The sequence below is a fragment of the Petrotoga sp. Shatin.DS.tank11.9.2.9.3 genome (assembly GCF_003665005.1).
Taxonomy (GTDB): domain Bacteria; phylum Thermotogota; class Thermotogae; order Petrotogales; family Petrotogaceae; genus Petrotoga; species Petrotoga mobilis.
Window position 1 is genome coordinate 289,919 of the sequence record NZ_JGVT01000003.1, and the last position, 12,973, is coordinate 302,891.

A 12,973-nucleotide genomic window follows, 5' to 3' on the forward strand; every position below is an offset into this window, starting at 1 on the left:
CTTCTAAGGAAGGTATATGAGTTTTGCTTATTAACCTTATACCCTATTCTGGAAGATAACGGTTGCCAAAGATTCTTGTCCCTATTCTTAAAAGAGTGGCACCTTCTTCTATGGCTATTTTGTAATCGTTAGTCATTCCCATAGATAGTTCCTTTATCGAAGGGTATTTTTTATTTAGGTTGTCTCTGAGTTCTCGTAAGCTTCGAAAGACGTTTCTTATAACGTCAACTTTCTCAGTGTAAGGAGCCATTGTCATTAAACCGATTATTTTTATATTTTTAAAAGATGTTGCATCTTGCAAAAATGCCTCTACTTCGTTTGGAATGAGTCCGGCTTTGGAGTTTTCACCAGATATATTGATTTCTAGAAGAACTTTTTGTGTTTTATTTATTTCTTCGGCTTTTTTGTCAATTTTCTTTCTAAATCATTCGTTATTGAGTTAATGGCTTTTTGAATGACATTACGTCCATGTATAAATTTATATTTATCCATAATATTAATAGCATCCTTCAGGTATTTCAGAGCATTCTCCAAATCACCTTTAGATTTTAAGATCAGGCCAATATTGTCCAAAACTTTTGCTTCCCCTTGCTTGTAACCTATCTCTTGGTCTATTTTTAGAGCTTCTTGAAGGTATTTTAATGGATTATCCAAGTCTCCTTTTGAATTATCAATCATAAGAATCAACCTTGTATAATTTGTATATGGTTTTTAGTATTTCTAAAACATTAGTTTTAGCTATCTCTTAATACCTTTTGCTCGGGAGACCAATTCGATATTGGCCAAAGCAGTTGTTTCGCCTTTTTTGTAACCGATCTCTTGAGCTATTTTTAAAGCTTCTTGACAGTAATTTAATGCATCGTCCAATTCACCTTTACCTAAGTAAATTTGTCCGATAGAAACTAAATTAGCCCATTCAAACTTCTTGTCACCAATCTCTCGCGATATTTTGAGAGAGTTCTCATAGTATTTTAGTGAATCGTCCCTTCGATCTCTATCTAAGTAAATTCGTCCGATAGAGCCTAAATTAGCCGCTTCGAACTTCTTGTCACCAATCTCTTGTGCTATTTTGAGAGAGTTCTCATAGTATTTTAGTGCGTTGTCCCATTCGCCTTTTGTTTGGTAAATCATCCCTATAATGCTAAATAGCTGGATTTCCAACTCCTTGTCGTCAATCTCTTGCGATATTTTGAGAGAATTCTCATAGTATTTTAATGCATTGTTTAATTCGCCTTTTGTTTGATAAATCTGTGCGATTGACCTTAAATTGGCTGCTTCCAACTCCTTGTTGTCAATCTCTTGCGCTATTTTGAGAGCGTTCTTATAGTATTTTAGTGCATTCTCCAAATCATCTCTCTTTTCTAAAATAACACCGATGCCACCCAAAATATGAGCTTCTCCTTCCTTGTTACCAATCTCTCGATCTATCTTTAAAGCTGCCTGATAATATTTTAGTGCATTGTTCAAATCACCTTTATCTAAGTAAATATGCCCGATATCGTCTAAATTAGATGCTTCCAACTCCTTGTTGTCAATCTCTTGTGCTATTTTGAGAGCGTTCTCATAGTATTTTAATGCATTGTCTAATTCGCCTTTTGCTTGATAAACCTCTGCGATTTCCCCTAAATTAGCTGCTTCAAATCCCTTGTTGCCAATCTCTTGCGAATATTTGAGAGAATTCTCATAGTATTTTAATACATTGTCCAAATCACCTTTTGTTTGATAAATTTGTTCGATACAGTATAGATTAGCTTCTTCCAACTCCTTGTCGCCAATCTCTTGTGCCATTTTGAGAGCGTTCTCATAGTATTTTAATGCATTGTTTAATTCACCTTTATCTGAGTAAATATGCCCAATAAGGCCTAAAATATTTGCTTCAAATCCCTTGTTGCCAATTTCTGGAGAATATTTCAGAGCGTTCTCATAGTATTTTAACGCATTGTCTAATTCACCTTTTAAATGATAAATCAATGCGATTTTTCCTAAATTAGATGCTTCCAACTCCTTGTTGTCAATCTCTTGTGCTATTTTGAGAGCGTTCTCATAGTATTTTAATGCAACCTCCAATTCACCTTTTGTTTGGTAAATCTGTCCGATAGACCTTAAATTGGCTACTTCCAATTCCTCGTTGCCAATTTCTTGCGATATTTTGAGAGCATTCTCATAGTATTTTAGTGCATTCTCCAAATCATCTTTCTCTTCTAAAATAACACCGATGCCACCCAAAATATAAGCTTCTCCTTCCTTGTTACCAATCTCTCGATCTATCTTTAAAGCTGCCTGATAATATTTTAGTGCATTGTTCAAATCACCTTTATCTAAGTAAATATGCCCAATAAAGTTTAAATACTTCGATTCCCCCTTTTTGTCCCCTTTCTCTTGTGATATTTTGAGAGCATCCAGGTCATATTTTAGTTTAATGTCCAAATTGTTATTATAAATTAACCCAACAATGTTTAATAGCAATTCTTCCTTCTCTTGATCGCCAGTTTCTTGCGATATTTTGAGAGCATTCTCATAGTAGCTTAATGCATTGTCCAATTCTTCTTTTGTTTGGTAAATCTGTTCGATACCGTTTAGATTAGCTTCTTCCAACTCTTTGTTGTCAATCTCTTGTGCTATCTTTAGGGCTTCTTGACGGTATTTTAATGCATTGTCCAACTCGCCTTTTGTTTGGTAAACCTCTGCGAATTCCCCTAAAATAATTGCTTCAAATTCCTTGTTGCCAATCTCTTGTACTATTTTAAGAGCGTTCTCATAGTATTTTAGTGCATTCTCCAATTCACCTTTCTTTTCTAAAATAATACCGATGCCACCCAAAATATGAGCTTCTCCTTCCTTATTACCAATCTCTCGATCTATCTTTAAAGCTGCCTGATAATATTTTAGTGCATTGTTCAAATCACCTTTATCTAAGTAAATATGCCCGATATTGTACAATTGATAAACTTTCCCCGGCTTATCGCTAATCTCTTGTGCTATTTTAAGAGCGTTCTCATAGTATTTTAGTGCATTCTCCAATTCACCTTTCTTTTCTAAAATAACACCCATGCCACCCAAAATATAAGCTTCTCCTTCCTTGTTACCAATCTCTCGATCTATCTTTAAAGCTGCCTGATAATATTTTAGTGCATTGTTCAAATCATCTCTACCTAAGTAAATTTGTTCGATAGAGACTAAAGTAGCCGCTTCGAACTTCTTGTCACCAATCTCTTGTGCTATGTTTAGAGAGTTTTTATAGTATTTTAATGCACTGTCCAAATCACCTTTTGATTGGTAAACCTGTCCGATAGAACCTAAATTAGATGCTTCCAACTCCTTGTTGCCAATCTCTTGTGCCATTTTGAGAGCGTTCTCATAGTATTTTAATGCATTGTCCAATTCACCTTTTGCTTTATAAATTAGCCCTATAATGCTAAATAGTTGGATTTCCAACTCCTTGTCGCCAATCTCTTGTGCCATTTTGAGAGCGTTCTTATAGTATTTTAATGCACTGTCCAAATCACCTTTTGCTTGATAAACCCCTGCGATTTCCCCTAAATTAGCCGCTTCAAACTCCTTGTCGCCAATCTCTTGTGCCATTTTGAGAGCGTTCTCATAGTATTTTAATGCAACCTCCAATTCACCTTTTGTTTGGTAAATCTGTCCGATAGACCTTAAATTGGCTGTTTCCAACTCCTTGTTGTCAATCTCTTGTGCTATTTTGAGAGAGTTCTCATAGTATTTTAATGCATACTCCAATTCAGCTTTTGTTTGGTAAATCTGTCCGATAGTGCCAAATAGCCGCACTTCCAACTCCTTGTTGCTAATCTCTTGCGATATTTTGAGAGCATTCTCATAGTATTTTAGTGCATTCTCCAAATCATCTTTCTCTTCTAAAATAACACCGATGCCACCCAAAATATAAGCTTCTCCTTCCTTGTTACCAATCTCTCGATCTATCTTTAAAGCTGCCTGATAATATTTTAGTGCATTGTTCAAATCACCTTTATCTAAGTAAATATGCCCGATATTGAACAATTGATCAACTTTCCCCTGTTTATCGTCAATCTCTTGCGCAATTTTTAAAGCGTCTTGATGGTGTTCTACTGTATTGTCCAAATCACCTTTTGTTTGGTAAATCTGCTTGATATAGCCCAATATAGCAACTTCCAACTCCTTGTCGTCAATCTCTTGCGATATTTTGAGAGCACTCTCAAGGGATTTCAGTGCGTTCTTCAAATCACCTTTTGTTTGGTAAATCTGTCCGATGTAGTACAAAGTAGCTGCTTCCATCCCCTTCTCGTCAATCTCTTGTGCTATCTTTAGACAGTTTTTAAAGTATTTTAGTGCACTGTCCAAATCACCTTTTGTTTGGTAAATTACTCCAATATTGCCCAAATCAGCTACTTCTACTTTCTTGTCACCTATCTCCTTATCTATTTTTAGAGCTTCCTGATAATATTTTAGTGCATTGTCCAAATCGCCTTTTGTTTGGTAGATCAACCCAATAATGCCCAAATCAGCTGCTTCTTCTTTCTTGTCACCTATCTCCTTATCTATTTTTAGAGCTTCCTGATAATATTTTAGTGCATTGTCCAAATCGCCTTTTGTTTGGTAAATCTGTCCGATAGAGCTTAAATTAGCTACTTCCAATTCCTTGTTGCCAATTTCTTGCGATATTTTGAGAGAGTTCTGATGGTATTTCAATGCATTGTCCACATCACCTTTTGTTTGGTAAATCACGCCAATATTGCCCAAGCGACTAGCTTCTACCTCCTGGTTACCTATTTTTCTGTGAATTTTTAGGGCTTCCTTCAGGTATTTCAGAGCATTCTCCAAATCACCTTTTATTTGGTAAATCCGTCCGATAAAATCTAAATTATCAACTTCCAACTCCTTGTTGCCAATCTCTCGTGCTATTTTTAGAGCTTCCTGATAATATTTTAGTGCATTATCCGGATCGCCTTTCAAGAAACAAGCAGCTCCTCTATTCATTAAATTAGCCACTTTTAAATCGTTTTTTTTATGACCAGACATAAGAATCCTCCTCGTAAAATATGTATAGTCTTTTTAGAAACTATAAAACATGCATTGTAACCAACTTTTAATACCTTCAATATTATACTTTTACCTCCTCACTATATAATTTATTTGATACCACATCTTTATTATCTCGTAAGGAGGTCATTCAATTGTCATTATTCGGTAACTCTTCTCAACTGTACTTCGATTTCGTCTACTCTGACTATATGAAAGAACATTCCGAATTTAAATATCTTCTCGATTTAATCGATATGATCGATTGGTCCGTTGTCCCAGATTTCAATAATAAGATGGGCAGAACAGGGTACTCCCGCCGGGCTTTACTTAAGGCTATCTTCGTTCAGAAAGTTAAGGGTTTTACAGTAAGGGAGTTGATTCACTTCCTTAAGAGTAACCCTTCTTTTGCTAAATGCATCGGTTTCGATCCTATTATCAATTACGTTCCTTCTGAAGCTACTTTCTCTTCATTTAAGAAGGAGTTTGGTCCTTCTTATTTGGATAAGGGTATCGTTTTTACCGTTCTTAAAGGTATCAAAGAGGGGAGCCTGCTTACTTCAAAGAGACTTACAAGAAACGTACTCTCCTTGAATCCATCTTTTCTAGGTTAGAAAGCAACAACAGTATCACTTCTTTGAAATATACAAAAGATGTGGAAATCGAATGCAACCTTTCTAATCTTTTCCTTAGATTTCGCAGTTTGGTAATTTTACCATTTAATGCTCCTTTTTATTTATCAACTTCAAAGAAAGGACAATCATTCCAATTACCTTTAGCCGCAATAGGGCATCGATCCGTAATGAAGCTTCCTTCTAATCCTTTCTCGAAAAGCTGTTGATAAATTTCAACTTGTTTTTGTTTGCTTCTCATTTTCAAAGTGCAATTATACAATTTCGAAATATAAGGTTCTTCTCCTATTAGTGGAGTACTTTCAGTTTTTATTTCTAGATATTTGCAACGCATAATTCACCCCCTTCCCTCCGCTCCCTCACACCTTACATCCTATTCTACAAGATAACGGTTGCCAAAGATTCTTGTTCCTATTCTTAAAAGAGTGGCACCTTCTTCTATGGCTATTTTGTAATCGTTAGTCATTCCCATAGATAGTTCCTTTATCGAAGGGTATTTTTTATTTAGGTTGTCTTTAAGTTCCTTTAAGCTTCGAAAGACGTTTCTTATAACGTCAACTTTGTCAGTGTAAGGAGCCATCGTCATTAGACCAATTATTTTTATATTTTTAAAAGATGTTGCATCTTGCAAAAATGCCTCTACTTCGTTTGGAATGAGTCCGGCTTTGGAGTTTTCACCAGATATATTGATTTCTAAAAGTACTTTTTGTGTTTTATTTATTTCTTCAGCTTTTTTTTGAATTTCCTCTATTTCTTTCATTCTCCAAACTGAATGTATGTATTCTGCGATAGGAACGATGTATTTTATTTTGTTGGTTTGTATCCTGCCTATGAAATGCCATACAATGTCAAGGTTTTTGAGATCTTCATATTTTTCTCTTAATTCCTGAGCCTTATTTTCTCCAAAATCTCTATGACCTTCTTCGTATAATGTTTTTATGTTATCACTTGGAAAATTCTTTGAAACAGCAACTAATTTTATAGAATTCAGATCTCTACCTGATTTTTCTGTAACTTGTTGGATCTCATTTAACAAGGTGTGATAATTTTCTATTAGAAAATTATTCATTAAGCTCCCCCCATAAACTGATATTGTGATTGGAAGTTTTATAGGTGTAATTTAGTTTTTGGTAGGCTTTTTCAGTTGCCACCCTACCTCGAGGGGTCCTGATAATGAAACCTGCTTGTAGTAGAAATGGTTCATAGACCTCACTGATTGAATCGGGTTCTATCCCAATCGATGAAGCTAAGGCATTTATACCCACCGGCCCACCTTCATAGTTTTCTATTATTGTTTTAAGAATTTTTCGATCCATTTTATCTAAGCCATCTTCATCCATTTCTAATAATTTCATTGTGTTGTCCACATCTTCAGCTTCTATGATGTTTTTTCCAGAAACTTGGACAAAATCCCTAACTCTTCTCAAGAGTCTGTTGGCGATCCTGGGGGTTCCCCGAGATCTTTGAGCTAGAATGAGAGATGCATCTTCTTTTATTTTTATATTGAGTATGTCTGCACTCCTTTTTATGATTAAGTTGAGGTCTTTTGGAGAGTAGAAATCGACTTCCAAAATTATGCCAAACCTACTTCTCAGTGGTGGGGCTATAAGGCCTAATCGGGTAGTGGCACCTACCAAGGTGAAAGGTTGTAAGTCAATCCTTATAGAACGAGCAGAAGGACCTTTCCCAATAACAATGTCAAGTTGAAAATCCTCCATAGCTGAGTATAAGATTTCTTCCACGGTTCTATTCAGCCTGTGGATCTCGTCTATGAATAGTACGTCGCCATTTTCTAAGTTGGTTAAAATGGCAGCGAGGTCTCCTGCTTTTTCGATTACAGGACCGCTTGTAATTTGCAAATTAGCACCTAGCTCATTTGAAATTACATAAGCTAGGGTTGTTTTACCTAAACCAGGAGGTCCTGCTAAAACTACATGATCCATCGCTTCTTTTCTTATTTTAGCAGCTTCTATCGCGACCTTTAACTTTTTTTTTATGTTGTCCTGGCCTATAAATTCATTCAAGTAATTTGGTCTTAATTTCTTTGATCCTGTATCCTCTCCAATAAAAGAGGGATCCAGTAACCTCTTTGGGTTTGTATTTTCTTTTTCGATCATTTTAAAAACTCCTCAAAATCTTATGGGTAAACTCTGTAAAGTGTTCTTGCAAAAGGGATAGCTTCCCTAATGTGTTCTAAACCGCATATCCAAGCAACCGTTCTTTCAACGCCTAAACCGAAACCACTGTGTGGAACGCTACCAAACTTTCTTAAATCTATGTACCATTGGTATTGATCTAAAGGAAGATTGAATTCTTTTAATCTGTCTATTAGGACTGATTCTTCCCATATTCTTTCGGAAGCCCCTATTATTTCGCCATAACCTTCGGGGGCAAGTAAGTCGTCACAGAGTACAACATCAGGGTTGTTTTCATCAGGTTGCATATAGAAAGCCTTAACTTTCCTAGGATACTTTTCCACAAAGAGCGGTTTTTCAAATTGAGAAGCCAGTACACTTTCTTCATCTGCTCCAAAATCTTCTCCCCATTCTACTTCAAACCCTTTTTTCTTTAAGAAATCAACTGCTTGCGTGTAAGTCATTCTTTCAAAAGGGGGCTGAATTTTTTGTAGTTTATTTGTTTCCCTACCAATTTCTTTTAGATCGTCAGAAGCATTTTCTAATACCCTTTGGATTACGAAAGAAACCAAGCTTTCTTGTAATTTGATATTGTTTTCATGTTTATAAAAAGCTACTTCGGCTTCATTCATCCAAAATTCGATTAGATGCCTTCTTGTTTTTGATTTTTCGGATCTGAATGTAGGGCCTAGATTGTACACCTTTCCAAAGGACATGGCCGCGGCTTCTAAGTAAAGTTGACCTGTTTGTGCTAGATATACCTCTCCGTAATCGAAATAGTCTAATTTGAATGTGTTACCAGCAGATTCCCCTATAGAACCAGTAAATATAGGGGTGTCTATCAAGGTAAAATCATTTTGATTATAAAAATCTCTAATTGCCTTTAAAATTTCGTTTCTAATTTTTAAGATATGAAACTGTCTTCTCGATCTGATCCATAGATGCCTATTTTCCATTAAAAAGTCTATGCCATGCTCTTTTTTAGAAATGGGATAGTCTTCAATGGGTTCTTGTATTTTTTTGAAAGAAGTTATATGTAATTCAACGTTTTCAGGAGATCTTTCGTCTTTTTTTATGATTCCTTGCAAAATTATGCTGCTTTCCATTTTTATTTTTCTTATGTTTTCAAAGGTTTCATCATCAAAATCCTTTTTTTCAGCTATTCCTTGAATGAAACCTGTTCCATCCCTTAACTGTAAGAAAGCAATTTTACCGCTGCTTCTTTTGTTCCATACCCATCCCCGAAATTCTACTGTTTCATTGATGTGTTTTTTGAAGTCTTTTATATATACCCAATTTGGAATCATGCTTCCACCTCCGTGCGTTAAGGGGTAAACCCCTTAAGATCCCCAAATTCAAAATCAAGAACATTTAAAAGCATCGTTTGCACACTACAGCAAACTTAATAAATCTTTTTGCACAAAACAGCAAAAGGGCTTTGCCCCTTAAAATCCCCAAAACCAAGTTCAAAGTCAAAATCATTTAAAAACATTGTTTGCACACTACAGCAAACTTAAAAAATTTTTTTGCACAAAGCAGCAAAAGGGTAAACCCCTTAATGTTCTGTCTTAGCGCCCTTTCACCCCACTCCCCACCCATAAGGATAAAGAGGGTAACCTCCACTACCCCCCGTTAGGATGAATGGGGCTTCGCCCTGATCAACCTTCTTTGAGTGTTGCGTATTCTTTGGCGACTTGCGTAAAAAAGGTGTCCAATTCTTCGTTGACAATGAGAGCTACCTTTTCTCTCGGGAGATACATTTCTGATACTTCACCTTTGGTTACAACAATTATTTTCCCTTTAGTTAAGGATGGCAACATTGCTGCCGGTATAACCGCAAGAGTAGATCCTAAAACCAAGACAAGATCCGAATTTTTCATCAATATTTCAGATTCTGTTAGGTATTTTACAGGTTCTCCAAAAAATACTATGTCTGGTTTTATTACACCACAACAGTTATCACACCTTGGTACTGTTTCGTTGTTGACCTTTTCTAATATTTCTTCTTGAGAATACTCTCTATTACATTTTGTACAGTAATTTTTCCAGCATCCTCCATGTATTTCATAGACTTTTTTTGAACCGGCTTTTTGGTGTAAAGAGTCTATGTTTTGAGTTACTATCCCTTTCAATTTTCCTTCCTTTTCAAGTTGAACTAAAAATTTGTGAGTAAGGGTTGGTTCTGCTTTTGTTATGTACTCCAAAAATTTTTTGTGAAACTTATAGAACAAAGAAGGATCCAGATAGAAATAATCTAAATCGAAAATTCTCTCAGGATTTTCTATATTTGCCTTTGTATATATCCCGTTAGGGCCTCTAAAATCGGGGATACCTGCGTTAGTAGACATCCCCGCACCACTTAAGACTGCAATGGAATTTGACTTATAGATTAATTCGGCAAATTTTTTTGCAACTTCAGACATCTTTTTCTCCTTTTAAAAACTTCAAAAGTTCTTGGGCGGCTATTAATGGACCTTGGTCTTCATAACCTTCTACACCAAGTTGTGTCCGAAGTGTCCCGACTTTGACGTTACTTTTCATTAGAGTTTCCATGTATTTTCTAGCAATTTTTTCGTGTTTTTCTCTTCTTTGGATTGCACCAAAGGGATTGGCAAAGTAACTATAGGTTAGACCTTTCTCTGAAGTAGTACCTTTTGCCATTCTTGCACCTTTAGAGAATATATCTAACGCCTTATCTACGTCATCAAAAAATTCGATTGGTGGTTTGTTGTCGTCTATTTTTTCATAGTTGTTGGCGTAAAAGAAATAATCAATTTTAGTAGGTCTTATGATATCTTCGTAATTGGAGTATGGTACTATAACTCTGGCGTTGGTTATGTTTGGATTCAAAAAGATACTTCTGTCCATAGCGGAGTAGGCATAACCTGGTTGTAAGTCATCTAGTCTAACAAAAGCACCAGTTTCTGTTCCATATGCAACTACTGTTCCGTCTTCTAAAATATCTAATGATCCCATATCATCTATCAATATATTTACTTCGGATACCTGTTTTCTTATTCTGTTTAAGGCATCCAATGTTTCAGATTTTCCCGCTCCACTATCTCCCATTATCATTACGTTGAAACTTTGACCATCTCTTAACTTTATTTCAGCTAGAGCCCCGTGAATTGGTAGTCTATCTTCGTCTATGACTATTAAGTTGTGAATCGTCAAAATCATTTTCTTCATATAACCGAAGTAGTCTATAGAAGGATCATCTCCAACAAGCCCTACGTAAGTTCCATCATCTTCTTTATAGATGATACCATTGTAATCGTCTTCATCCTCAAAAAAACTTTTATTCATACCGAAAATGTATATACCATCAGGTCTTCTGTTTTCTAAACTTTCAAAATCTGCAAACTCGTACAAATTTGCCAAACCTGCTGCCATCGCAAAGTATTCCTTATAAACAACAACGAATATCAATTTGTCGTTAACGTATATGGGAAAAACAAGCCAATCATGAGGATTATCTATATTAATTTTGTTTAATATAGGGCGATCGACAACTTTGAATACCCCTCTTCTTTTATTTGAGTATGTATAAAAGATAACGGGTGGTTCCAATACTACGCTCCACACATATTCCATGTTGTATAAAAAATCAGCGTCGGCTATTTGAGCTTCTGGTTTTGTTCTAGGTCGATCAACTATAAATCCGGCTTGAGCTCCACTGGGAAGTTGCCTGAGTACTTTTACCCTTCTGGCTGATATATTAACAAGGATTTGTCTATATACTCCCAAGACTAAGCTTTTTAGATCAGAGTTGTTTTTAACTAAGGATATTTGTTTGTGAATTCTCGTTCTTGAGTTGTGACTAAAGGGATCCGCTTTTTTCATGAATCTGTGTTTTGAACGCCATAGGTTAAAAGTATCTTCAACAAAGAGAGCCAACGTTTCTCTGTATCCAGATAATTTTGGGAAACTAAAGTAAGAGGATTCATCCAAATGGTCTAAGCTGTTTAAAGATAATGCTAAGAGTAGTTGTCTAATTTGCTCTAAATCGTACCTTTCATGAACTTTTTGTTTGGTTTCATCTACTAGAAATAATTGAAAAAAAGGATACAACGTATTGCGTGTTTCTTCGGCATCCTCGATTAATTCTGAGATTATTTCTAGTAGATAACTTGAGTTTAGTATTTGAGATATGTTACTATAAGATACCTCCCCGGGTATCAGCACCGTTCTTTCATAACTCATTTTTTAACCCTCCCTTTTAACGGTCTTTAGAAGTTTTATTTTAGCGCCCCTTCCCCCGCTCCCCACCCTTCTTAAGGAGGGACCTACGGTCCCTTAACCCCGGACGTTAAGGGGTAAACCCGGACATTGAGGGGTACTCCCCTCAAACTCCCCAAAAACAAAAATCTCTTTTTAAAAAGATCTTTTTTGCACAGCTCTGGAAACAAAAGCTTCTTTGCATAAATCAGCAAAAAATCATTTAAAAACATAGTTTGCATAGTACAGCAAACAAGGCTCCGCCCTGTGACCCTTTTAAAATCAAAATCTTAATTTTGAAGCGTTTATTATAAGAATAACTTCTAAATCTTACTTTTAGTACCCCTTTGCTCTGCACCCTGATTGAGACTAATCATTATCACCTAATATTTCGCCAATAGTTTTCAATACGTCTTTCATACCTTCCTTTGTTTTTGAGGAAAAAGGCATATATATATATTCACCATAAGTTGAAAAACTTCTTTTGATATCTTCAAAAAGTTTAGCTTTTTCAGATTTCGTTAATTTATCAGATTTTGTTAAGATAAACAAAAAAGGTGTTCCTAGATCTTTGAGCCATTCGACCATAGCATAATCCAATTTTTGAGGCATATGTCTATGATCGATAAGCAAAGAAACGGCACTCAAAGAAAATCTGGTTTTAAAGTACTCATTCATCAGTACATTCCATCTCTCTTTTTCCTGTTTTGAAACACTTGCAAAACCGTATCCCGGCAAATCAACAAAGTAATATTTATCATTCACCAAGTAGTAATTGATGGATCTGGTTTTCCCTGGGGTAGAACTCACTTTCGCTATTTTTATGCCTAAAATGGCATTCAAAAAGCTTGATTTTCCCACATTGGACCTTCCTGCAAAGGCGATTTCTTTTTTATCTGGTGGTGGGAGATCTTCAATTTTGTAGACGGTTTTTATTAATTGAGCTTTGTATACTTTCAAAATGTCGAT

Annotated in this window: 11 protein-coding genes; 1 reads left to right on the plus strand and 10 read right to left on the minus strand. The window is 35.7% G+C overall.

Going from position 1 to position 12,973, the window contains the following annotated elements:
• Positions 1-43: 43 nt before the first annotated feature.
• The 3 genes from BZ25_RS03220 to BZ25_RS03230 are packed head-to-tail and all read right to left on the minus strand — an operon-like array spanning position 44 to position 5,019.
• Positions 44-412: a YggS family pyridoxal phosphate-dependent enzyme gene (locus BZ25_RS03220; protein WP_370035181.1), complete on the minus strand. Its 369-nt coding sequence runs from the start codon at positions 410-412 to the stop codon at positions 44-46.
• A complete protein-coding gene (locus BZ25_RS03225) occupies positions 388-678 on the minus strand; it encodes a tetratricopeptide repeat protein (RefSeq protein ID WP_121515182.1) in 291 nt (96 codons plus the stop codon). The genes BZ25_RS03220 and BZ25_RS03225 overlap by 25 nt, the downstream gene beginning before the upstream one ends.
• Positions 679-738: 60 nt before the next feature.
• The gene (locus tag BZ25_RS03230; protein WP_121515183.1) at positions 739-5,019 is read right to left on the minus strand and encodes a tetratricopeptide repeat protein; all 4,281 of its coding nucleotides are present in this window, start codon (positions 5,017-5,019) and stop codon (positions 739-741) included.
• Positions 5,020-5,174: 155 nt separating this feature from the next.
• Between BZ25_RS03230 and BZ25_RS03235 the strand changes: the two genes are divergently transcribed.
• Complete coding sequence (locus BZ25_RS03235) at positions 5,175-5,633, plus strand: transposase (RefSeq protein ID WP_121515184.1); 459 nt, start codon at positions 5,175-5,177, stop codon at positions 5,631-5,633.
• Between the two features lie 118 nt (positions 5,634-5,751).
• On the opposite strand, the gene BZ25_RS03240 is transcribed toward BZ25_RS03235, so the two are convergent.
• From BZ25_RS03240 to yihA, 7 genes are all read right to left on the minus strand, one after another.
• Positions 5,752-5,985 (minus strand): hypothetical protein, encoded by a 234-nt coding sequence (locus tag BZ25_RS03240; RefSeq protein WP_121515185.1) that lies wholly within the window; start codon positions 5,983-5,985, stop codon positions 5,752-5,754.
• A 39-nt stretch (positions 5,986-6,024) separates the two neighbouring features.
• On the minus strand, positions 6,025-6,720 hold the full coding sequence (locus tag BZ25_RS03245) for a YggS family pyridoxal phosphate-dependent enzyme (RefSeq protein WP_121515186.1): 696 nt from the start codon (positions 6,718-6,720) through the stop codon (positions 6,025-6,027).
• A complete protein-coding gene (ruvB, locus tag BZ25_RS03250; protein WP_012209160.1) occupies positions 6,713-7,768 on the minus strand; it encodes a Holliday junction branch migration DNA helicase RuvB in 1,056 nt (351 codons plus the stop codon). Before ruvB ends, BZ25_RS03245 begins: the two co-directional genes overlap by 8 nt.
• 20 nt (positions 7,769-7,788) lie before the next feature.
• The gene (gene asnS / locus BZ25_RS03255; RefSeq protein ID WP_121567389.1) at positions 7,789-9,093 is read right to left on the minus strand and encodes an asparagine--tRNA ligase; all 1,305 of its coding nucleotides are present in this window, start codon (positions 9,091-9,093) and stop codon (positions 7,789-7,791) included.
• 351 nt (positions 9,094-9,444) lie between these two features.
• The gene (locus tag BZ25_RS03260; RefSeq protein WP_121567390.1) at positions 9,445-10,209 is read right to left on the minus strand and encodes a Sir2 family NAD-dependent protein deacetylase; all 765 of its coding nucleotides are present in this window, start codon (positions 10,207-10,209) and stop codon (positions 9,445-9,447) included.
• Positions 10,202-11,989, minus strand: a complete 1,788-nt coding sequence (locus BZ25_RS03265) for an ATPase (RefSeq protein WP_121567391.1) — start codon at positions 11,987-11,989, stop codon at positions 10,202-10,204. Before BZ25_RS03265 ends, BZ25_RS03260 begins: the two co-directional genes overlap by 8 nt.
• A 384-nt stretch (positions 11,990-12,373) precedes the next feature.
• Entirely contained in the window at positions 12,374-12,964 is a 591-nt protein-coding gene (yihA, locus tag BZ25_RS03270) for a ribosome biogenesis GTP-binding protein YihA/YsxC (protein WP_121515191.1), read from the minus strand.
• Positions 12,965-12,973: the final 9 nt, after the last annotated feature.

Coding starts and splice junctions, on each gene's coding strand:
- asnS (WP_121567389.1), bottom strand. CDS start 9,093: ATGATTCCAAATTGGGTATATATAAAAGACTTCAAAAAACACATCAAT.
- BZ25_RS03245 (WP_121515186.1), bottom strand. CDS start 6,720: ATGAATAATTTTCTAATAGAAAATTATCACACCTTGTTAAATGAGATC.
- BZ25_RS03240 (WP_121515185.1), bottom strand. CDS start 5,985: ATGCGTTGCAAATATCTAGAAATAAAAACTGAAAGTACTCCACTAATA.
- BZ25_RS03230 (WP_121515183.1), bottom strand. CDS start 5,019: ATGTCTGGTCATAAAAAAAACGATTTAAAAGTGGCTAATTTAATGAAT.
- BZ25_RS03260 (WP_121567390.1), bottom strand. CDS start 10,209: ATGTCTGAAGTTGCAAAAAAATTTGCCGAATTAATCTATAAGTCAAAT.
- BZ25_RS03265 (WP_121567391.1), bottom strand. CDS start 11,989: ATGAGTTATGAAAGAACGGTGCTGATACCCGGGGAGGTATCTTATAGT.
- BZ25_RS03225 (WP_121515182.1), bottom strand. CDS start 678: ATGATTGATAATTCAAAAGGAGACTTGGATAATCCATTAAAATACCTT.
- ruvB (WP_012209160.1), bottom strand. CDS start 7,768: ATGATCGAAAAAGAAAATACAAACCCAAAGAGGTTACTGGATCCCTCT.